Raw genomic sequence first — 21631 nt, forward strand, 5'->3', positions numbered from 1 at the left:
TTGGAGGTGGCCTTTTTGCGCCCGTAGGATTTGAAACTGACCCGCCATCGAAAGATCGGCGGGTTTTTTATTGGATACACACATGGCCCTGACTCCAAAGCAGGAGGCCTTTGCCCTTGCTTATGTAGAGACGGGCAACGCCTCCGAAGCCTACCGGCGCTCATACAACGCCGAAAAGATGAAGCCCGAAGTCATCGCTGTAAAGGCAAGCGAGCTGCTTGCTCACGGTAAGGTATCGGTAAGGGTAAAAGAATTACAAGCTGCCCACGCAAAGCGCCATCAACTTACGGTTGATGACCTGCTAAAGGAGCTAGAAGAAGCTCGCGTCACCGCTCTAACAGCCGAGACCGCACAGTCTTCCGCTGCAGTAGCTGCAACGATGGGCAAAGCCAAGCTGCTGGGCCTGGACAAACAGGTCATAGAGCACACGGGCAAGGACGGCGGGCCTATTCGATTCTCAGCAACGGATTTCTCAGATGACCAGCTCGCAGCTATCGCCGCAGGAGGCCGCCGCTGAGCTGTTGCGACGCCGTAGAGGTCGAGAAGGCCTTATCGCGTTCACTGAGTACACATTCCCAGGCTACCGTCCAGCACCTCACCATCATCTGATTGCAGAGGCGCTTGAGCGGGTTGAGCGGGGAGAGTGCAAGCGATTGATGATTTGCATGCCGCCACGGCATGGTAAGTCGGAGCTGGCGTCTCGTCGTTTTCCCTCCTATTTCATTGGTCGGAACCCAGCCAAGCAGATTATTGCTGCCAGCTACAACGGTGATCTGGCTGGCGACTTTGGGCGGGAAGTGCGAAATATCGTTGCTGAGCCAGAGTTCAATGCTCTGTTCCAGGTGCAATTGGCATCTGACTCGAAAGCGGCGAATCGTTGGCACACAAGCGGTGGCGGTATGTATGTCGCTGCTGGTGTTGGAACAGCTATTACTGGGCGCGGCGCTCATATCCTGCTGATTGATGACCCGTTCAAGGACAGGGAAGAGGCAGATAGCGAGAGACGCAGGCAGCGCGTGTGGGATTGGTATACCAGCACAGCCTATACCCGGCTCATGCCTGGCGGTGCCATTGTCCTGATTAACACTCGCTGGCATGAGGACGACCTGTCCGGTCGGTTGCTGGCTCAGCAGGAGCACGGTGGCGACCAGTGGGAGGTGCTAAGCCTCCCAGCAATTGACGAGCGTGGACATGCGTTGTGGGAAGCGGACTATCCGCTTACTCGCCTGCTGGAGATTAAGGCGGTTCTGCCCGAGCGTGATTGGAATGCCCTGTATCAGCAGAACCCGACTCCAGATGATGGCACTTACTTCCGGCGCGACTGGTTTAAGACCTGGGATCGGCTGCCAGCGGCCCTAAACCTGTACGGCACCAGCGACTACGCAGTAACGGCAGACGGTGGTGACTGGACGGTGCATCGGGTCTGGGGTGTAGACGAACGAGGCGACATATACCGGGTAGCAGGTTGGAGAGGCCAGACAGCCTCCGACGAGTGGATAGAGCGAAAGATTGATCTGATGCTCAAGTACCGGCCGCTGGCATGGTTTGGTGAAGCCGGTGTTATCCAGAAGTCGATTGAGCCAATGCTCACTAGGCGGATGAGGGAGCGCAATTGCTACTCACGGCTTGAGTGGCTGCCCAGCATAAGCGATAAGCCAACCAGAGCACGCGGCATTCAGGCCCGTCTATCTATGGGCGGAGTCTGGTTCGAGCCAAATGCAGAAATAGACGAATTCTTAAAGTTCCCCGGCGGCGCACACGATGACGAAGTGGACGTTGCGGGGATGATTGGGCGCGCCCTTGATGAGGCGCATCCTGCCGTAGTGCCAGTACGCCGCTCCAGTTCCCGCCAGGATAGCTGGGACGATGCTTTTAACGACTCTGATAGCGACGAAGAATCATGGAAAGTGAAGTGATTGCCGACAACGAACACTCGCAGCTTGTGGCGTGGTTCGAGGAGGCCGAATCCGCCACTGATGCCGCACGCCGCTTCTCGGAGCGCGATCGCGAGTATTACGACAATCAGCAGTGGACGAAGGCTGAGCTTGAAACACTGCGCAAGCGCGGCCAACCGGCCCTGACGATCAACTACATCCAGCGCAAGGTGGATTTCCTGCGTGGTCTTGAGCGTCGAATGCGTTCAGACCCAAAGGCTTTCCCGCGCACCCCTCAAGAAGAGCAACTGGCTGATGCTGCTACGGACGCGTTGCGCTTCGTCGCAGATCAGAACAATTTTGACGAGGTACGCAGTCGGGTATACGAGAATTTGCTTATCGAAGGATACGGTGGCGCAGACGTTGTTGTGGTTGAGCGACCAGACGGTCAGATCGATGTAGCAATCACCTATGTGCCATGGGATCGGATCATTTATGACCCCCATAGCCGTGAGCCAGACTTCTCTGACGCTCGCTATGTAGGCATCGTTATCTGGATGGACAGAAGCGAGGCGCTGGCAAGGTGGCCTGATGCACAAGAGATTATTGAGGCGACCCTACAAGCCGCCTCAAGCTCCGACACTTTCGATGATCGACCCAAGAATGCGATGTGGTCAGACAATCGACGCACTCGTATTCGCGTGGTCCAGATGCAGTATGTGGATTCTGAGGGTGTCAACACAATCTGCACGTTTACACGTGGTGGCATGCTGGATGAGCCGCAGGAATCGCCTTACCTAGATGAGTATGGGATGCCTGCCAGAACGCTCATTCTGCGCAGCTCTTACATAGACCGGGAGAACAACCGATACGGCCATGTGCGCAGCATGATCAGCATGCAGGACGAGATCAATAAGCGACGCAGCAAGGCACTTCATCTTGTGTCTGTGCGTCAGACGTACGGCAATCGTCGTGCAATCGCTGATAAAGACCAGGCGCGCCGTGAGCTGGCCAAGCCGGACGGTCACATTGAAATCAATGAGGCTGCCGAGTTTGGTAAAGACTTTGGGATATTGCCTACCGGCGATATGGCCGCTGCACAAATGCAACTCCTGCAGCACGTGACTGGAGAAATGCAGGCGGCAGGGCCAAACGCGGCGATGGCGGGGAAAGACCCTCGTCAACAGTCAGGCAGGGCCATCCAAGCCCAGCAACAGGGCGGCAGCATCGAAATGGAGCCATCCACCGATGACCTTCGGCAGTGGACGCGCTCAGTGTTTGAAGCTGTTTGGATGCGGGTTCGTCAGTTCTGGACTGAAGAGCGCTGGATTCGCGTCACCGATGATGAGCGAAACCTGAAATGGGTGGGCCTCAACAAGAAAGTAACCCTTGGAGATAAGCTGCAGGAAATGCCGCCAGAGCAGGCCCAGCAAGCGGCCGCTCAGATGGGTGTGCAGCCAGGTGACCCGCGCTTGCAGGAAGTTGTTGAGATCGATAACGAGATCAGTGGCCTTCATGTAGATATTGTCATTGAGGAAGGGCCAGATGTTGCCACGATTCAATCTGAGCAGTTTCAGGTGTTGGCTGACTTGGCCCAGTCCGGAATGCCGATCCCGCCAGAGGTCATTATTCAGGCAAGCAGCTTGCGGAATAAAGATCAGTTGCTTGAGAAAATCGAACAGGCACAGCAGGCCCAGGCAGAAGCGGCGCAGCAACAAGCGCAGTTCGCCCAGGCCAAGGCAGAGGCAGATATTCGGAAAACTCAGGCTGATGCATCGAAATCCGAGGCAGACGCCGCAAGAAGCGGCGCAGATGCACAGCGGACTACTGTAGAAACACAACTGACGGTAGCGCAGGTAGCGACACCACAAAATATATTGATGGGGGTTTGAGATGGCGGATGAATCTATTGCGCTGCCGTTCCCAGGCGGGCGGCTGAAGCTGGTTGATCTTGGGGATGGGACGTATGGGCTTGCCATTGGCAGCCCTGGCGGTGGGGCCACAGGCGGCCTGACAAACACTGAGCTGCGAGCTGCGCCGCTGGAAGTTCACCCAGGGTTCGCTACTGGCGGAAATATTTCGGTCAGCACGGCAGCGAATGGCACGGACTTTGTAGTGTTTACTGCCCGTGCTTGTGCCCAGTTAACGGTTATTAATGACAGCGATGTCGTATTTGAGGTGCGCCAAGGTGGTGCTGGTGTGGCTTGCCCAGTGCTGTCCCAGTCGAGCTTTACCTTCTTTGGTATATCCAACGCTAATCAGTTGTCAGTACGTCGCAAAGACACTGGCACTGACCCGCTTAACGTGTACGCACGCTGGGAGAGTTGACATGCGGATGACGCCACGAGTAGCTGGCGCATTTGGGCGTGTGGGCTTTCGGGCGACAAGTCCCCGCATAGCGTGGCGCAAGGATGTACCAGGAGAAGATGATTTCCTTTTTCATGGGCACATAGGCGAACAGACCTACAAGTTCAAAGCGAAATACGCCGGGTTTCTGGCGATTGGATTCTTTGGGCGTGACCGTGGGGTTTCTGGGCACTCCTGGAAGATGGAGGCAACCTATAACGGGCGGCCAATGAGAGTAATGGCCCCGACGTATGTTGGTTCCGACCGGGGGATTCCCGGCTTTGCATACGTGCTGGATGCCGTTGCTGGAGAGGAAGTAGAGGTTGCGTTCTCGGTGGTAAGCGGAGAAATGCATACCGGTGCGCTGAAGGTCATGAACCCGCTTAAGTATGTGCCAGTTGATCGTGAGCCTGCCTCTTCGTGGTCGGGCAACGGCGGATCTGGTGGCGGCATGTCAGTCAGCCCGCAAAACGAGGGTGTCGAGCAGGTCCTTATTGTTGGTGGCTACGGTGGAATCCGGACGCCGATCACATTCTCCAACAGTCAGTACAACCCCCGAGACAAAGACGCTGAATGGATTGCCACCCGCGTGGAGTTTGTGGTGGATAGCACGGTGGTCGCGGGGTCAAAGACATCCGTGGCGTTCGCTTACTTCCAGACTCAGGCGACGCCTTGCAACATCACGCAGAACTGCAACAACTTCTCCATGGAGCCCGGCTACGGTCTGGCGATGTTTCGCGCTAAGGACATGGGGCTGACGCCTCCATAGAAGAATTCCACTGATTAATAGTCGGCCACGCACTGCGTGGCTTTTTTTATGTGCCGCCGCCGGGCTTTCGGGCGTGATTTGCCGCCGCCGGGCAGATATCGGGCGTTTGGAGAGCAATGTGAGCAACTTGGAAGACGTTTTGAGTGACAACGCCGATGACCTCTTGAACGAGCAGGCTGCACAGGCTGATCAGGATCAACTGAATAGCTCTGCTGCTGCCGCTGATGACCAGGGAGATCATACGGAACAGTCAACGGGCGAAAAAGCGGCTGGTACGGAAGAGACGCCGGATGAGTCGAAAAAAAAGGATGTGCCGCCGACATCTGAAACTGAACACCACGTTCCCCGCAAAGCTTTAGAGGATGAGCGCCGAAAGCGTCAGCAGTTGGAGCAGGAGTTACTGCAGGCTCGTCAGGCTCGACCCGAACAAGCACGCCAGCAACACGAGCAGCAAGAGCAATTGCCGCCAGAAGTCATCATGCAGCAGCAACTCTTTAATGAGCGGCTGAATATGTCGGAAATGGTTCTCCGGCAGCAGCATGATGACGTTGATGCCGTGATTGAGCGGTTCCAGCAAGAAGTTCAGAAAAATCCAGCCTTGGGCATGCAGCTCCAGTCCCAGGCCCACCCTTATCAGTGGGCTTATGACTATGCCAAACGCGCCATGGTGATGGATGAAATCGGAAGCGACCCAGAGGCTTATAAAACACGCCTTCGAGAGCAACTGATGGCAGAGCTCCAACAGCAGCCGGCTGCAGACAGCGCCACAACTCAGGCTGAGAAGCCAAATATCCCGAAATCCCTGGCTAACGCCCGATCCTCCGCAGCGCGTTCAGCGCCAGCATGGACAGGGCCTACGCCGCTTGACGATATTGTTAAATAATCAAGAGGTAAATCATGGCTGAAACAATCGCAACCCCAGGCTTAACGCCTCAACAGTGGGATGACAAGTTCTTCCGCGAATATGTGCGCTCCAACCGTTTCAAGCGGTACATGGGCACCAGCGAAAACTCCATCATTCAACTCAAAGAAGACCTGACCCGCAAAAAAGGCGATAAGGTCACCTTCGCTAACGTCCGCAAGCTGCGCGGCCCAGGTGTAACTGGCCGCTCCATGCTGGAAGGCAACGAAGAAGAGCTGGATAGCCGCTCCATGGCAGTGCAGGTTGATACTGTGCGTAACGCTGTGGTGGTGACTGACCACGATGAGCAGCTTTCTGCGATTGGCCTGCGTGATGCTGGCCGCTCCGCTCTGAAAGACTGGGCTCTGGACAAGATGCGCAACGACATTATCGACGCCCTGCGATCGATTAATGGCGTGTCTTACGGCACCGCTACTGAGGCGCAGAAGGACGCATGGCTGACGGATAATGCCGACCGCGTTCTGTTTGGCAATGCCCGCAGCAACAACGCCGCCAATGATCACTCTGCCGCCCTGGCATTGATCAGCAACACCACTGGCAAGCTGACTGCCGCCACTGTCTCGCTGGCAAAGCGCATGGCCCAGACTGCTGATCCGGCTATTCGCCCGGTCCGCCTGAACGAAGATGAAGAGTGGTTCGTCATGTTCGCTCATCCTCTGGCCTTCCGCGACCTGTCACAAGACCCTGTCATGCAACAGGCAAACCGTGATGCTCGGCCACGCGCTGTGATGGATAACCCCATCTTTACCGGCGGCTCTTTGGTTTGGGATGGCGTCATCATCCGTGAAATCCCGGAAATCCCAAGCATTGCTGGTGTTGGTGATTCTGGCATTGACGTTGCCACGTCCTTCCTGTGCGGCGCACAAGCAGTCGGCCTGGCATGGGCCAGCCGCCTGAAGTCTACGACCAACGTGCGTGACTACGGCTTCCGTAAAGGTGTCGGCGTGCAAGAAATGCGCGGTATCGAAAAGCTGCTGTTTGGTAAAGGCAATGGTGATCTCGATGACCTGGTCCAGCATGGTGTCGTGACTGTTTACACGGCCGGGGTTGCCGACCTGTAAGCGGTTGGGGCGGCCTCCTTGGTCGCCCCTTTCTTGGAGTAGTCATGAAGATCACTTTCATAGGCGACCCGCGCTCACCAGGGGATCGCGACACCATCGAAATCTTTGGTTTGGTACTGAAGCTTAACGAGCCTCAAGAGGTGTCTGCCGATGTTGCCAATCGGTTGCGTGGACATAGCCATTTCTCTGTAGAGGCTGAAGATGAAACTGGAAGACTTAGCGGTCAGAGTGCTGGAGAAGCTGGGAGTTCTGGCAGCGGGGGAGACGGCGGAAGCGGCAGACCTGAAGAAAGCCCAGGAAAAACTGGTGGCAGCGCACGCCGCGGTCGTAGCCAGAAGCCTAAATCGGTGGACGACGCACAATCTGCCAGTTGAGGTTCACGAACCCTATGTCTCCCTGGCTGCTGTGCTTGTGGCGCCCGACTATGGGCGCACGCCAGGCGGTGATTGGTGGATTTGGGGAATGTCTGAGATTGCTACCGCAGCATCGACACGCATATCTCAAGGGGCTATTCCAGCGGAGTACTTTTGATGCAAATCGATATTGTCCTTGGCGATTTGGCGCGCCGTGACGCTCAAGTGGTCGCTGGTGATGACATTAAGGTCGGACTTACCGCTTACTCCCCGGCGTCTCCAGACTCAATCCCGCTTGAGGGAACGCTAAAGCTGATTCTATTCAAGGGCGCATACGACGCGGCCAGCGTTGACGGTGTTGGCGACCACCCTGCAATTTTTACGATCCCAGGCTCAACAACGCGGAATAAAGTGGGTCGCTGGCATTGGCGGATTGAGCAGACGATAGGCGCATCGAGGGCGACACTGGTAATGGGCGTTCTTGTAATTGTGAACCCAGGACATTGATATGGCAGCGCAGCGCATTCGCATCCCATTCGTCGGCCCAGCCTACCTAACCCGCAGCCCCAATCAATCCGCCCAGCGTCTGATTAACTGGTACGTAGAGGCAACGGAGCAGGGCGGCAAGACTGAGTACGCGTTGTATCCGACGCCAGGCCTGCGCCTCGGTGTGAAGATCGGCACGGGACCGGTGCGCGGCGCTGTCGAAGTGAACGGCGGCCATGTGTACGTTGTGTCCGGCTCTGAAGTGTTTCGGGTTTCTCCTGGCTTCACCACAGCAAAGGCTGGAAGCATCGGCACAAGCCGCGGCCAAGTCGGAATGGCCTACAACGGCGACCAAGTGATCATCGTTGACGGTCAGCGAGGCTACATCGTGGATGTGGCCAAGAACGAGCTGAAACCCATCACGGATGTGGATTTCCCGAGCACGGTGACTTGGGCCCAGTACCTGGACCGCTATTTCGTGGTTGGCGGTGACGGCTCGGGCCGGTTTTATATCTCTGATATTGCTGATGGCAAGAACTGGGTAGGGACAGAATACGCCACCGCAGAGGGTGATCCTGATCCACTGATCGCAGGTATCGTGAATCACCGCGAGTTGATCCTGATGGGCACGAACTCATTTGAGATCTGGGTAAACACCGGCAACACCACATTCCCGATTGAGCGCACCGGCAACGCCTTTGGCGAGACAGGATGCGCCGCTGTGGCAACACTCTGCAAGATGAAGGGTGAGCTGTTGTGGCTAGGCAAGGATCGCTCAGGTGACGGCGTGGTGTGGCGCATGGACGGGTACAGCCCGGTCCGCGTCTCAACGCACGCGCTTGAGTGGGAGATTCGCCAGTACGGCCGCATCGATGACGCTGTGGCCTACACCTATCAGATGGGCGGTAGTGCCTGGTATGTCCTGCACTTCCCGTCTGCTGATCGCACTTGGGTCTACAACATCAACGGCAACTACTGGCATGAGTGGTTGGCTTTTGATGCTGCTACAGGTCTGTTCCACCGCCACCGCTCCAACTGCCACTTCATGCTCGGCCGCGATCATGTGGTCGGTGATTGGGAGACTGGAGAGCTGTTTGTTCTGGATGCCACTATCTACACAGACAACGGCAAGACAATCCGGCGCGTTCGGTCAACCTACGCCGAAGATGCAGACCTGAAGCGGGTCTTCTTCTCGTCGTTGCAGATTGACCTGCAAGCCGGAGTCGGGCTGGTAGCTGGGCAGGGCAGTGAGCCGCGGATGATGCTGCGCTGGTCGAATGATGGCGGGCACACCTGGAGCAACACGCGGGTGGCCACCATGGGCAGACTGGGCCAGTACGGTGCACGCTGTATCTGGAACCGGTTGGGTAATGGCCGGGCCAGAGTATGGGAAATATCCGTCACTGACCCGGTGAATGCTGTGGTGCTGGGCGCAGTAATGATGGGGGAGGCTGGCGAATCATGACTTCACCCTTAGCCTTGTTCCCCCAACGTATTGCTATCGGCAAAGTGAATGTCGGCGGGCGTGATGTCCCTGTCCATATTTCGCCTGAGTTCTTCCGTGCTTTGCAGGATGTTCTACGGCGGGTAGGTGGTCCTTCATCTGAGATTGGGTCTCTAAACCAGTTTTTTGATGAGGTCTCACCATCGGGCGCTATTGGTCTTGACGATATCGCTTCTGGTGCTCTGATGTTTGGTCAGTCTGTCAGCCAGCCTGTTGGCGGCCAGGATGTCGTTGGAGCTGGTGAGGCTGTTATGGGGTTCCCCATGGCGGAAGACTACCAGTTTGAGAGGGCAGGCCCTGTGGTGCAGCCAGCTCAATACCAAAGCTCCGATCAGGCACCGGTCATGGCGCAGCCTGTCGCAGACCAATCAGCGCTTCCATTCCAGGCCCTGTCAGTAACGTCCAGCCCGATGCAGATACAAGCAGACCGGCGCTGTGCAATCCAGATTACTGGCGCTACCACCGCCATGACTCTATCTCGTGCTGGCGTCGATCTGGTCATAACCGGTGCGCCGCTAATCGAACTCAATTTAGGCGATACGCTGACCGTCGAATACACGACAGCACCCGCCATCACACTGATTCCGAGGTAACTATGCAACGCTTGCCCAAACGTTTGGTCGAGGGCGCTGCCCTGGCAGTCACGCCTACTGCACTGTACGAAACCCCAGGCGGCACGTACACAACCATCAGCGCCCTGACAGTAACCAACACCAGCGCGGCTGTGGCCACGGTAACGGTGTTCTTGGTGATCCAAGGAGCGTCGCCCGGTGCCGGTAACGCGGTGCTGTGGAAACGTGCGCTGGCCCCAGGCGAGTCCCGCGTAGTAGGCGAGGCCATCGGCCAGACTCTGCATGCTGGCGGCACTATCCAGGCGGAGGCCTCGGTGGCTGCATCTATCACTTTGGTGGCGTCTGGCTATGAAACCATTGCTTGAGCGTACGTTTGATGCCGCTGCCGTTGCGCGCGTAATGAACGACCCAAGCGTGCGGCCATACATTGGCCCAGGCCCCGATTTAATAGACCCGGCCCCGTTTTTAGCCGATCAGCGTAACGTGGCGCTATTTGGTGAGCATGGTGGACATTTGTACACCTGGTATGCGCCTGGAATCTATGAGGTTCATACCCAGTTTCTGCCAGGTGGCCGCAATCAACATGCGTTGGACGCCTCTCAGTTCTCAGTGTTCGAGATGTTCACAAAGACGGACTGCATGGAGGTCGTGACACGTATTCAGGCAAAGAACAAAGCAGCGATACGACTGGCTGAGGCTTGTGGGTTCCAGTTCTTGTTTGAGCAGGAAGACAGACCGGGCTGGGGCCATATGAAGTATTACCGGCTCGATTACCACCGATGGGTCCAGACATCCCCAAGACTCCCCGAGATCGGCCAGTGGTTTCATGAACGCCTGGAACAACAGCGCGGCAGCCCACCAGGCCATGAGGATGATCCAGCGCATGACCGGTATGTGGGCGCGACAACATCCATGATTCTGTGCGGAAACGTGGTCAAGGGCCTACACACATACAACCGATGGGCCAAGTTGGCTGGTTACTGCCAGCTCAGGGTGGTATCTGAGTCCCCGTTGCAGATTCATGTCGGGGACGGGCTGATTCAAATTGAAGATGGCACATTCATTGTGCCGGTAGGAGATTGATATGGCTGGTGGAGCAATCGGAGCAATCGGCGGGATTATTGGCGGAGCAATGGGGGCAGATGCTGCTTCGGATGCCGCAAGTGCTCAGCAAAGGGCTGCTGATCGTGCAACTGAAGAGCAGCGCCGACAGTATGACCAGACTCGTGAGGATATGGCCCCTTGGCGAGAAACTGGTGGGGCAGCGCTCAATCAGCTTGCCTACCTAATGGGTATTGGTGGGTTTGGCGGCGGCGCTGGAGGTGGATCTTCGTCAAAAGCACTCACAGAGGCGCAGATTCGTGAGGAGCTTTTGCCTCAGTTCACCAGCCAGGGAAGTGGCCAGGGGGCATCGAACCCATTGTCTCGGTTTGCCGAAAAGATGGGCTATCCAGCCAATAATGGCGGATATGTGATGGTCTATAACGGCTCTGGGAATGATGGTGACATAGGCAGGAAAGTTCCTTTTAATCAGCAGCAGTCGAATGTTGATGAGGCGGGACTGAACGCTGCAGTACAAAAGCGATTGCAGGAGCAGCAGGCCCAGCAGCAGGCCGCCGAAGCAGCAGCCCGCAAGGCGGCTGAGTCTGACCCGGCGTTTGGCAGCTTGCTGCGCCGGTTCACGATGGATGATTACCTGGAAGACCCAGGCTATCAGTTCCGCCTGCAGCAGGGCGAACAAGCCATCAACCGGGCAGCAGCGGCAGCAGGCCGGTATGACTCGGGCCGGGCACTGAAAGACCTGGGCGAATTTAACTCCGGCATGGCGTCTCAAGAGTTTGGGAATGCATACAACCGCTGGAACAATGACCAGACGAACATCTTTAACCGCCTGTCTGGCGTTGCGGGTACAGGGCAGCAGGCAACAAATCAGTTGGCTCATTACGGCGCAAACATGACAAACAACATTGCAGGAAACATTGTTGGTGCCGGTAACGCTGCTGCCGCAGGTCAAATGGGCGCAGCGAACGCTTGGTCTGGTGCCTTGGGGAATACTACCAATGCCTTGTCCCAATACTTCAGCGGCAGAGGGCCCAATCTAGGCATCAGCGCTGGCAGTCAATTCAATATGAATGGCCTGTCCAGTGGCAGTTTTAACCCATCATTCTCTGCGAGACTGTAATGGCAACTATCGATTCTCGTATTCCCTTGGCGTTTCAGTCGCCGCAGATTAATTCCCCAGCTCAGAACAAACTGGCGGCACTGGCTGTGCGTGGCGCAGAAATGGATCTGGACATGAAAGGGCAGGCGCTGCAACAGCGTAACGCTCTGATGGAACTGTCCCAACGCCCTGATTTCTACAACAGTTCAGGCGGGATTAATCCGGCCATGATGCCCGAAATTGGCCGCGTGGCTCCAGATCAGGCGCTGGGCTACTCCAAGGCAATTCAAGGCCAGCAAAAAGCTCTGTCCGACGCGCAGATGGCCCAGCTAAACCAGGCCAAGACACAACTGGAGCTGGTTGGCCGCTTGGTTGGCGGCGTTACTGATGAAACCAGCTTCCAGGCAGCACGCCAACAGGCGCAGGCTTATGGCATCCCACTTGATGGCGTTCCAGCTCAGTACGACCCGAGGTGGGTGCAGCAGACTCGCCAGCAGACCCTGACCGCGCAACAGCAGATCGACAACTTCTATAAAGAACAGGGCCTGAATATGCAGCAGCAGCGCCTGCAACACGATATTAATCAGTCGGGCACAACGACACTGCAGAAAAACCTAGCGGCTGCAGGCTTGAGCCCGGGCACGCCAGAGTATCAGCAGGCCGTGCTGGATGGTTCCCGAGGCACTACTGTCAATGTGGGCGCTGGAGACAAAGCCTGGGACACGGAAAGCGCAAAGCTCTTCGCAAAGCGATATGACGACATCAGCTCAGGTGCGGTGAATGCTCAGCAAATGATGGGGATGTATGACCTTGCTGAGCAGGCGCTTAATAGCGGAGTTCGCACCGGCCTAGGAGCAGACGCTGAAATAACCTTGCGTCAGTTGGGTGCGGCGATGGGCATGAATACCGAGCCAGAGAAACTGGCTGGTGGTGAGTTGGTCCGTGCCGTGCAGAACAGAATGGCTCTACTCATGCGCTCGCCGGATGGCGGTATGGGCATGCCAGGAGCGCTGTCTGATCGCGATATCCGCTTCCTTAAAGACTCTCAGATTGGTATCGACCGAAGCCCAGAGGGTAACCGCGCAATGCTTCAGGCCTTCAGGGCGATGGAGAAGCGGAAAATAGAGATGGCACAGCTTGCGGATCAGTACATTCAAGAGAATGGCCGCTTGGATGCCGGTTTCAATCGTACTTTGCGTGAATTTGCGGAAGCAAATCCCATCTTTGATCCTGGCCAGCCATTGACTGGCGGTACCAGAGATTCTCAGTTAGACGACATTTTGGGGCTTTGATATGGCTTGGGAAAAACTTGCGCCATTGGCGATCAGCCGCCTTTCAAGTGATTTGAATTTGTCGCCAGAGCAAGCTGCGGGCATTGTTGGTCAGCTTGGTTATGAATCTGACGGACTGCAGGCCATCAATGAGCGTAAGCCCGTTGTTCCCGGCAGCCGCGGAGGGTTCGGATGGGCGCAGTGGACAGGCCCGAGGCGAAAGCAGTTTGAAGCTTGGGCTCAGGAAAACAAAACTGACGTCACCGACCCCGAGGCAAATTATCAGTTCTTGATACACGAGCTGACCAATACGCCAGAGTCGAAGGTACTTGATGGTTTACGGAAAACTCAAGATGCCCAGGCTGCTGGTCGCATTTTTACTGATCAGTTTTTACGCCCAGGCGCGCCAGCATACGATCAGCGGCAGTCATGGACTGAGAGGGCTTTGAGCATGATCATTCCATCAGCGCAGGCGGGAACACTGCCGCCTGGTTTGCAGGGTTCCAGTGCGCAGAAGACAGTCAATACTGGTGCGGCACCGTTGAGTGAGCGGATCGAGAAAGCGCGTGCAGCTGGGTTTAATGACGAAGAAATCTTGCAGCGCATTCAAGCCAATTCTGGCATGCAACAACGGATTCAAAAAGCCCGAGAGGCTGGATTCTCGGATGAAGAGATTTTCGGTCGTATGGGTTTGCAGATTACTCAGTCGCAACAGGCGCCGCAGCAACCAGAACCGTCTTTTGCAGAGCGTGCCGGTTCCGCCATCATGGATATCCCGCGTCAAGTCGGCTTGACTGCTCGGTATGGGCTTGAAGGGCTTGGCCAAGCTGCTGGAGTCGTTACTGAGCCTCTTCGCCAGGGTCTTAATGTAGGTCTCCGAGCAGTTGGCCTGCCTGAAGCCGCAAGTACAGCCCAAGTCGCGTCCTCTGCGGCCGATGCCCTTGGTCTGCCAGAGCCACAGGATGCGAACGAGCGAGTGGTCGGTGACGTTACGCGGCTTATGGCCGGGGCTGGTGGTGTTGCGGGAACCGCTCATGCCCTTAGCGGAGGTGCGGCGGGACTTACTCAGGCTGCAATGGCGCGAGCGGGGGATACAGCATCTAAATTCGTTGGTACTCAGGCAGCGCGAGGCGCAATCGGATCTGGTCGGGCATTAGCCAGTTCGCTCGCAGCCAGCCCAGGGCAACAAATTGCCTCTGCGGCTGGAGCGGGCGCAGCTGGTGGCTCAGTACGGGAAGCGGGCGGTTCGCCTTTGGCGCAGGCGGGCGCTGCTCTCGCTGGCGGCCTGGCCGCGCCGATGCTCGCCTCTGGAGTGCAATCTGCTGTGCATAGTGTCCAGAATCGGTTTTCGGATGTTGACCAGCGTATCCGCCAAACTCTCGCCCAAGCTGGCACGAACTTTGACGAACTTCCGGCCCGTGTTCAGCAACAACTACGCGATGAGGCGTCGCAGGCATTGCGCTCCGGTGGTGAACTGAATCCAGCGGCAATGCAGCGTCTTGCAGATTTTCGACGTGTTGAGGGGGCAACTCCGACTCGCGGCATGCTATCTCAGGATGCTGGCCAGATCACACGAGAGCAAAACCTCGCCAAGATTCAGGCCAACTCTACCGCAGTAGGTGGGCGCAACCTGTCTCAGATCCAAAACGAGAATAACGCGGCTTTAGTGCGCGCTTTGGACCAGGCTGGTGCTGCTGGTGCAGATGACGCCATGACTGCAGGGCAGCGGGCTATCGAATCGCTGCAGCGTCGTCTTGGCGGACAGCAGGCGCGGGTCAATGATCTATATGGGTTGGCGCGTGACAGCGCAGGCCGCAGCTTCCCGTTGGATGGCAGGGCTTTTGCTGATCGAGCAATCCAGGCCCTGGATGACAATCTTGCCGGAGGATTTTTGCCTGCTGAGATTCGGACACAAATCAACCGCATCAGCGCTGGTGAGGTGCCATTTACAGTGGATTATGCGGAGCAACTGAAGTCGATTATGGCAACGACCCAGCGCAATAGCTCAGATGGAAACATCCGCCGGGCGCTTGGATTGGTGCGAGAGGCGTTGGACGATGCACCCGTTATTCCGCTCGGCCAACAGACGGCTGCTGCTGGAGCCCGGGCGGTGAAACCAGGGAATCTTCCGGCGACTCAAGGGGTAGAGCTGGGAGAGCAGGCTGTGGGAGCTTTTAACCAGGCACGGTCCGCAAACCGCTCTATGATGCGGCAAATTGAGCGGACTCCCGCTCTACGCGACTTATACGATGGGAAGATAGCACCGGATAATTTTCTGCAGAAGTACGTCATCAGCCCCTCTGTGCCAGCACGCAATGTTAACCGCCTGTCGCGCTTGCTGGCTGCAGATCCAACTGCTCGTGATTCAGTCCGTGGCGCTCTTGTCAGTCACCTGAAAGACAAGGCGTTGTCGGGTATGCCCGACGATATTGGGGCGGCAAAGTTCAGCGCTGCCAATTACACAAGGGAGCTGCAGAAGATTGGGCGCAATAAGCTGGCTGCATTCTTCGATCCGCAAGAGGTGAACCAGCTAGAAGCCATATCCCGAGTCGGAAGGTTGATGTCAAACCAGCCCGTTGGGAGTGCTGTCAACAACAGTAACACTGCCGCTACGCTGGTCGGACGCACTTTGGATGCGCTTGGTACGGCGGGGAGGGGGTTGCGAATATTGGGTATTGGCGATCAGATCGGAGCTATCCAAGGAGGGCTACGCCAAAGAGCAGCGCAGCGAGTTTCTCCTGCACTGTTGGACACCATTACTGTTCGCCCGAACCGCCTTCTGCAAATGACTACTACAGGGTCACTTCTTGCCGCGCCAGGAGTTCCAGGCAGCGAGTAGGATCATCGCGCCAATCCATCCCAACAAAATAGGGTCATGCCCCCATAGTAAGTTTTCTTTCATATTTTCCAAGCCCTTTTTTGGGCATCAAGTTTAGTAAATCAAATCCCCACAGATCTCTGTCTAGTGGGGATTTTTCATGGAGTAAAGCCATGTCAGTCTCTTACAGCATGCCCCGGTTTCAGGCCATTGATATGTTCGGCCGTCCAATGGTTGGGGCGAGACTATACATATATCAGAACAAAACAACGACCCCTTCTCAAACATGGAAAGATAAGAGCCAAGCAACCAGCAATACGAATCCGATTGTTTTGGATGCGCGTGGTGAGGCCGTTATCTGGCTGGCGTCGGATCGGGCCTATACGTTTGTCCTGAGAGATATTTTTGGAGTGCTTGTATGGTCTCAAGATGACGTTGGCTCCGGTAGCGCAGGGATGGTGGATTTTGATCAGAGCGCCAAATATCCGCCTGGCAGTATTGGGGAAAAACTCCAGCAGAGCGTATCCACTGGCAATCAACGAGGTGGGTTCGCAGTAGCTGGAGTAATTCGCCGAGATGCATCAGTGTCGCCAGATTGGACGACAATTAGCGACGCTTCTCATAAACCAATCAACTGGGTCGGCCCAAGTGGCAGCGGAGTTGATCAACGAGTTGAATTCAAGTCTGGGCCTGTTGCGTCTTTTATTGTTTGCCCAGACGAAACGTTTGCCAAAGACGGTGTGACCGCTGGGATCAGCGGCGGAAGTGGAGCAGCGCTTATATCAATGGGCGCTCCCTGCACATTTGAAGCTGATGTAGAGAGCATCACTATCAGTCGCTACAACGCTCGGTATTTTTCTGCCGTCAGGTTCACGGTCAGCAGAAATGCGAACACAGGGCTGATTACATTAACTCATCCAGCCACTTTCTCCCATCAGCGCCCAATAGTGCAATACCAACCCAAGAATAGCACTGGGGAGTTGCTTATTCCGCATCATGTCAGTAGTTCCGGCATTGGCGGAGGAACAACCACCTTATTTCTGATCGGTGAGGCTGCTGGTGCAGTTATTTACACTGGCTCTCAGTGGGTGCTTGCAGCTTCGGCATGGGAATCTGCTGATGTGTCATTTGAGTACGAGGAATCGACAGGGACGTTAAAAGTAAATCACCCAAGGGTACTTTTGTCTGGCGGAGTAAGTCCAAGGGTGCAGGTTTCTTTGGGGGGGGCGCAAACTGGGGCATATTTCCTAACCGCATTCGATACATCCGAGACAAGCTTCAAAGTTCGGTTCAGGAATCACAACAACGCCATCCCAACTCTAAATGCAAACATGGGGTTCTACTTCTCCAGGGGTATGACAGCACCGCGCAAGAATCCGGCCGGATCGATCATGGTAGACATTGGACGCGTTCATGTCGCTATGAATCAGGTGAGTGCTCCGAGTGGCAACCTTTGGTGCCTAGGCATCAACAATCTCTCTTAGGTCATCAGAATTAGGAGGCTGTTATGCCCCAAAGGACTTCACGAATGTTTGATAACGATGCTGCCCACTTGCCTATAAGCACGGGATCGGCTCTGGTCATCTACGGATGGACAGCCCAGGAAATCATTCTCTTTATGTGGGGGGCTTACGTGTTCATGCTGATCGTCGCAAAGCTTCCCGAATTTACACGGTCGTCAATTCAGATCTTCATGTTCTTGAGCAAGCGCTGGGAGCGATTAAAGGAGTGGAAGCGTGGATCTAAAAACTAAGGCTGGTGCTGGGATAGTTGCGGCCGCGATTGGTCTGGTTGCTGCCTGGGAGGGTCGGTCTTTAATTGCGTACGTGGACCCGGTGGGCATCCCGACTATCTGCGACGGCTATACCCATGGCGTGAAGCTGAGCGATGTGGCTACGCCAGAACGATGCGACGCTCTGACAGAGCAGGAGGTGCGCAAGGCCCTGGCAGTGGTAGACCGCTCTGTGCCACAGCCCTTGCCCGACGGCGTCCGTGTAGCGCTGGCCAGCTTCGTCTACAACGTGGGGCCTGGTGCTTACGGCAGCTCGACCCTGTTGCGCAAGCTGCGGTCTGGGGATTTGGCCGGGGCCTGCAATCAGCTACCCCGCTGGGTGTATGCCGGGGGCAAGAAGCTGCGCGGTCTTGAACGGCGGCGCGAAGCAGAGAGGCAAATATGTCTATCCGATCTGCAGTAACAGGGGCTGCTGTTCTTGCAGCCCTTTTTATTGGTCTGCAGATGTACGGCTCAGCCCAGCACAAGAAGGGCTACGACAAAGCCCAGGCCGAATACATGATTGCTGCCGCGCATGCAGAGGGCAGGGCGCGGCAGATCGAGCAACAGAAACAAAAGGAGGTTGAAGATGTTCGTGCCGAATACCAGAAGCGGGTCGATGCGGCGGCTGGTGCTGCTGTTTCTGCCCGTGCTGATCTTGACGGGCTGCGCGGCAAGCTCACGGCCGCCAATGATCGTGCCGCCGCCCAAGCTGCCAGAGCCGGACGCGCTCTGGATGAAAACTCCAGAATTGCCGTCGAGCTGCGCAACGTGGTCGGAATGTGCGCAGCACGATATACGGAGCTGGCAGGAGTCGCTGACCGCTACCGGGGCGATCTGATCGCGTTGCAGGGGTATGCTCATTCAGTTGTCGGCAGCCCGTAGTTGCTCTACTGTGCGCTGCCTCTTGCGCCACTCCTTGACAGCCCTGTGCTGACGCACGGCAATCGCAAGGTCTCCATACTTCCTTTCCTTGCGCTCGTTGTGCCAGGACGTGCCCTCAATCAGCACAAGGAACTCGTCAGTCTCGCGTAGAATGCAGCGCATGTACGAGATCTCGCGTAGCAGCAGGTTGATCTCAGGGTCTTTGCCGCGCCGGGCAAGTATGTCTTTGAGCTGTTCGGCGCTCATGCCTGGTTTCTTTTGCCTGAACATGATTTCACTGTATGAAAAAACAGTAATTTAGCACCGGCAACGTCAAAATGTGTTTCAGGCTGTGGGCGCAAAAAAGCCCGCTCTATGGCGGGCTAAATGCGAGGGCGTCAAATTTTCCCCCACTGAAATTTTGCGCGAGATTCTAAAATGACATGAAACCCGCATGAATTCTGGTGCCCCCCCCGTGAGTCGAACACGGCACCAACGGATTATGAGTCCGCTGCTCTAACCAAGCATGAGCTAGAGGGGCAACAAGTCCGCAATTATTACATAAAGTCTGTCTTTGTGCCTAGCGAAGCCAAGGCCAGAGCAAGAGATTCAAGCATCTGGAAGGCCAACTGTATTTGTTCGCGATTGGTAGCACCTCGTTGTTTATCCTTGGAGCACAATAGGTGCGTCTAAAACCCAGAGAATAATGATGAAAAAACTTATTTTGATGCTGGCCATGACGGCCGTTCTGTCGGCCTGTGCCGTCCATACTCCCAGGGGTTCGGTCATTGTGGATCCAGACGGGCACGGCGGGTATGGACAGCGCCATTGTCCCCCCGGACAAGCTAAAAAGGGCAACTGCTAAGCAAGCACCTCAGGCAACATTCTTATTTGCGTTGATAGCGTTTGCTACCTGTGCTGGTTTCGCAATAACGTCCTCCGCGTGGGCCCGTGCAATAGGTGCCACTGGAGCAGGAGCAAGCGCTACCAGAGCGCAGCGCTTGGGGAGCAGGCTGCGAACTTCGTCCCGCTGTGCCGGTGTACGCGGGGCAAGATCGCTTGCTGCCACTGGCAGAACCGTCACGACAGACAAAGACCTCTCCCTCGCAATGTGAAATCCCGCCTTTCTTGCCTGAGCATGGGGTATTTCTTGCTTGGGTACTGAGAGGGAGCAATGCCAGGATCAGGCATAGGAACAAGCATTTCATTTTGATCTCACGAGCCAGGGGTAAGCTTGATTCCCCGATGGTCTTGCCATAAAAAGAGCATTGAAAAATAATAGTTTTTGGATGCCCTGCTATAGCAGAAATTTTATTTTGGATAGTGTCATGCGAATCTTAATGCTTGTCCCCACCTTATTGCTAGCCGCCTGCCAAAATACGGCACCCACCGAGAAAGTCGGCAGTGAAGCATGGCTGGAAAAGGTGGATCGCCAGTTGGCCGTTTCCGATGGGCAAGGGCATGGCCCCGACTACGGATCGCAGGAATGGTGCAACGTGGTCCACATCCGTTTGTACGGTCAGGAGCCAGCACAAGCGGTGCCGTGCGATCAGGCCTGGATGGAGAAAGTCGATCAGGAAATGAAAAAGCCTTAAGCCGCGCCATGTCTGGCAGACTGCGCTGTCAGCCTGTTACGAACGCCGATAGTATTTCCGGTGTTCCACCATGGTGCCGATGATCTCAATGGCATGCTGGTCGCTGCGAATGGAAGGGTAGTCCTCGTTCAGAGGCACCAGCTCAAAGATTTCCTGCCCACCTTCATCAATGCACAAGAGACGGTATTTCTTGAAGGTGGCTTCTTCTTCGCTGTTCTTGGCGACTACATAATCACCGGGGCGGGGCGTGAGCTCGCAATCCACAATAATCCGGTCGCCTTCCTTGAAGTCCGGCAACATGGAGTCGCCCTTGATCTGCAAGGCAAAGGAGCGCTCGGACAGGCACAGGTCCGTCAGCAGATACTCCACTTCTTCAAAGGTGAAGTTCTGACCGGGGTCCCGAAACACGCCGGCCTGCACATAGTTCAGCAGGGGGATGCGCCGCTCGCCCATCATGGCGTCCTGCACGTTGGAATCAAAACCGTGCTTGGCTCCAAAACCATAGCCTTGCTGATCCAGGCTATGCGCTTCCAGACCCACTTCTTTTTCTATCGCTCGCGCCACTCGTTCGCCAATGCTGCGCCCACCGTTGTAGGTGGATGACAGGTACTGGGCCAGCTGTGCCCGTGTGCGCCCAATAGAGCGCGCAAAGTCAGCCGCGTTGCCGTGCGCGCGGTCTTCAATCAGGCGTTGCAGGTTTCTGCGGCGAATCGAGTAAATATCCATACCCGACATTAAAACAAGAAAAAACTAAACATTGGTTTAGATATTTCTTTTCTTTACGTTTAGAACTATCTATACTCAATGCATGAACGCTAAACACATCATCGAGGAAATGGGCGGTCGCCGAGCCGTATTGCGTATCACGGGCTTGAGCAAAGGCCGCATATCTCAATGGGAGAAGGCTGGTGTCATACCGCGCGTCTGGCAACTGGTCTTCCATCACATGAACCCGGTGGTGCCCGCCCCAGCACCCAAAGAAAGCTCTAGAAATATCTAAGCATTTAAGGCGGGTTTGGCTTGCAAGCCACACCTGACAGATCGGCTGCGTCATGGGGTGACGCAGTTCTTGTGCCCTTGGGGCATTGCCTATCAATCGGATGTTCCTGGCCTGTTTGGGCCAGGGGTCCTGCTGCGCGCTGCATTTTTGCAAACACATCAGCGGCGTGCGGTTTTTCAGGCGGGGGTGCCATGAAAACACGTATTCAACACCATCGACAAGCGCTTGCTGGCTGCCGGTGGCCCACACAAGCAGGAGCGTGCC

Annotated in this window: 24 protein-coding genes and 1 tRNA gene; 21 read left to right on the forward strand and 4 right to left on the reverse strand. The window is 55.9% G+C overall.

Annotated elements, in window-relative coordinates; all coding sequences use genetic code 11:
• Window positions 1-82: 82 nt before the first annotated feature.
• The 20 genes from DUD43_RS07280 to DUD43_RS07375 all read left to right on the forward strand — a co-directional run bounded on the left by DUD43_RS07280 (window position 83) and on the right by DUD43_RS07375 (window position 18793).
• Window positions 83-517 carry a terminase small subunit gene (locus DUD43_RS07280; RefSeq protein WP_153229748.1) on the forward strand — a complete coding sequence of 145 codons (435 nt, stop codon included), beginning with the start codon at window positions 83-85 and terminating at the stop codon, window positions 515-517.
• Window positions 477-1916 carry a terminase large subunit domain-containing protein gene (locus DUD43_RS07285; protein WP_153229749.1) on the forward strand — a complete coding sequence of 480 codons (1440 nt, stop codon included), beginning with the start codon at window positions 477-479 and terminating at the stop codon, window positions 1914-1916. The genes DUD43_RS07280 and DUD43_RS07285 overlap by 41 nt, the downstream gene beginning before the upstream one ends.
• A complete protein-coding gene (locus DUD43_RS07290; protein WP_153229750.1) occupies window positions 1901-3766 on the forward strand; it encodes a hypothetical protein in 1866 nt (621 codons plus the stop codon). Before DUD43_RS07285 ends, DUD43_RS07290 begins: the two co-directional genes overlap by 16 nt.
• A 1-nt stretch (window position 3767) precedes the next feature.
• Window positions 3768-4202 carry a hypothetical protein gene (locus DUD43_RS07295; protein ID WP_153229751.1) on the forward strand — a complete coding sequence of 145 codons (435 nt, stop codon included), beginning with the start codon at window positions 3768-3770 and terminating at the stop codon, window positions 4200-4202.
• Window positions 4203-4209: 7 nt separating this feature from the next.
• Window positions 4210-4989 (forward strand): hypothetical protein, encoded by a 780-nt coding sequence (locus DUD43_RS07300; protein WP_153229752.1) that lies wholly within the window; start codon window positions 4210-4212, stop codon window positions 4987-4989.
• A 118-nt stretch (window positions 4990-5107) separates the two neighbouring features.
• Complete coding sequence (locus DUD43_RS07305; protein WP_153229753.1) at window positions 5108-5872, forward strand: hypothetical protein; 765 nt, start codon at window positions 5108-5110, stop codon at window positions 5870-5872.
• A gap of 14 nt (window positions 5873-5886) precedes the next feature.
• Window positions 5887-6972 carry a DUF4043 family protein gene (locus DUD43_RS07310; protein ID WP_153229754.1) on the forward strand — a complete coding sequence of 362 codons (1086 nt, stop codon included), beginning with the start codon at window positions 5887-5889 and terminating at the stop codon, window positions 6970-6972.
• Between the two features lie 44 nt (window positions 6973-7016).
• Window positions 7017-7346, forward strand: a complete 330-nt coding sequence (locus DUD43_RS07315) for a hypothetical protein (protein ID WP_153229755.1) — start codon at window positions 7017-7019, stop codon at window positions 7344-7346.
• Between the two features lie 156 nt (window positions 7347-7502).
• Window positions 7503-7832, forward strand: a complete 330-nt coding sequence (locus tag DUD43_RS07320) for a hypothetical protein (RefSeq protein ID WP_153229756.1) — start codon at window positions 7503-7505, stop codon at window positions 7830-7832.
• A gap of 1 nt (window position 7833) precedes the next feature.
• Window positions 7834-9276 carry a packaged DNA stabilization protein gene (locus DUD43_RS07325; protein WP_153229757.1) on the forward strand — a complete coding sequence of 481 codons (1443 nt, stop codon included), beginning with the start codon at window positions 7834-7836 and terminating at the stop codon, window positions 9274-9276.
• The gene (locus DUD43_RS07330) at window positions 9273-9908 is read left to right on the forward strand and encodes a hypothetical protein (RefSeq protein ID WP_153229758.1); all 636 of its coding nucleotides are present in this window, start codon (window positions 9273-9275) and stop codon (window positions 9906-9908) included. The genes DUD43_RS07325 and DUD43_RS07330 overlap by 4 nt, the downstream gene beginning before the upstream one ends.
• A 2-nt stretch (window positions 9909-9910) precedes the next feature.
• The gene (locus tag DUD43_RS07335; protein ID WP_153229759.1) at window positions 9911-10252 is read left to right on the forward strand and encodes a hypothetical protein; all 342 of its coding nucleotides are present in this window, start codon (window positions 9911-9913) and stop codon (window positions 10250-10252) included.
• Entirely contained in the window at window positions 10236-10970 is a 735-nt protein-coding gene (locus DUD43_RS07340) for a hypothetical protein (RefSeq protein ID WP_153229760.1), read from the forward strand. Before DUD43_RS07335 ends, DUD43_RS07340 begins: the two co-directional genes overlap by 17 nt.
• A 1-nt stretch (window position 10971) precedes the next feature.
• A complete protein-coding gene (locus tag DUD43_RS07345) occupies window positions 10972-12069 on the forward strand; it encodes a hypothetical protein (protein WP_153229761.1) in 1098 nt (365 codons plus the stop codon).
• Window positions 12069-13340 carry a hypothetical protein gene (locus DUD43_RS07350; protein ID WP_153229762.1) on the forward strand — a complete coding sequence of 424 codons (1272 nt, stop codon included), beginning with the start codon at window positions 12069-12071 and terminating at the stop codon, window positions 13338-13340. Before DUD43_RS07345 ends, DUD43_RS07350 begins: the two co-directional genes overlap by 1 nt.
• A gap of 1 nt (window position 13341) precedes the next feature.
• Window positions 13342-16158, forward strand: a complete 2817-nt coding sequence (locus DUD43_RS07355) for a phage tail tip lysozyme (RefSeq protein ID WP_153229763.1) — start codon at window positions 13342-13344, stop codon at window positions 16156-16158.
• Between the two features lie 152 nt (window positions 16159-16310).
• Window positions 16311-17621, forward strand: a complete 1311-nt coding sequence (locus DUD43_RS07360) for a hypothetical protein (protein WP_153229764.1) — start codon at window positions 16311-16313, stop codon at window positions 17619-17621.
• Window positions 17622-17665: 44 nt separating this feature from the next.
• The gene (locus DUD43_RS07365) at window positions 17666-17890 is read left to right on the forward strand and encodes a hypothetical protein (protein ID WP_153229765.1); all 225 of its coding nucleotides are present in this window, start codon (window positions 17666-17668) and stop codon (window positions 17888-17890) included.
• On the forward strand, window positions 17874-18332 hold the full coding sequence (locus tag DUD43_RS07370) for a lysozyme (RefSeq protein ID WP_153229766.1): 459 nt from the start codon (window positions 17874-17876) through the stop codon (window positions 18330-18332). Before DUD43_RS07365 ends, DUD43_RS07370 begins: the two co-directional genes overlap by 17 nt.
• A complete protein-coding gene (locus DUD43_RS07375) occupies window positions 18311-18793 on the forward strand; it encodes a DUF2514 family protein (RefSeq protein WP_153229767.1) in 483 nt (160 codons plus the stop codon). Before DUD43_RS07370 ends, DUD43_RS07375 begins: the two co-directional genes overlap by 22 nt.
• Here the strand turns inward: DUD43_RS07375 and DUD43_RS07380 are convergent.
• Both DUD43_RS07380 and DUD43_RS07385 read right to left on the reverse strand, forming a co-directional pair.
• Window positions 18773-19039 (reverse strand): hypothetical protein, encoded by a 267-nt coding sequence (locus DUD43_RS07380; RefSeq protein WP_153229768.1) that lies wholly within the window; start codon window positions 19037-19039, stop codon window positions 18773-18775. The two genes, DUD43_RS07375 and DUD43_RS07380, sit on opposite strands and share 21 nt — an antisense overlap.
• A 195-nt stretch (window positions 19040-19234) precedes the next feature.
• Window positions 19235-19313, reverse strand: a tRNA-Ile gene (locus tag DUD43_RS07385).
• Between the two features lie 787 nt (window positions 19314-20100).
• On the opposite strand from DUD43_RS07385, the gene DUD43_RS07390 reads away from it, so the two are divergent.
• The gene (locus DUD43_RS07390) at window positions 20101-20367 is read left to right on the forward strand and encodes a hypothetical protein (RefSeq protein ID WP_153229769.1); all 267 of its coding nucleotides are present in this window, start codon (window positions 20101-20103) and stop codon (window positions 20365-20367) included.
• A gap of 36 nt (window positions 20368-20403) precedes the next feature.
• Here DUD43_RS07390 and DUD43_RS07395 read toward each other — a convergent pair whose 3' ends face one another.
• Both DUD43_RS07395 and DUD43_RS07400 read right to left on the reverse strand, forming a co-directional pair.
• Window positions 20404-21093, reverse strand: coding sequence for a LexA family protein (locus DUD43_RS07395; protein ID WP_088453217.1), 690 nt, complete (start codon window positions 21091-21093; stop codon window positions 20404-20406).
• Window positions 21047-21616 (reverse strand): hypothetical protein, encoded by a 570-nt coding sequence (locus DUD43_RS07400; RefSeq protein WP_153229770.1) that lies wholly within the window; start codon window positions 21614-21616, stop codon window positions 21047-21049. The genes DUD43_RS07395 and DUD43_RS07400 overlap by 47 nt, the downstream gene beginning before the upstream one ends.
• Window positions 21617-21631: the final 15 nt, after the last annotated feature.

Source organism: Alcaligenes faecalis (assembly GCF_009497775.1).
Classification (GTDB): Bacteria; Pseudomonadota; Gammaproteobacteria; order Burkholderiales; family Burkholderiaceae_B; genus Alcaligenes; species Alcaligenes faecalis_D.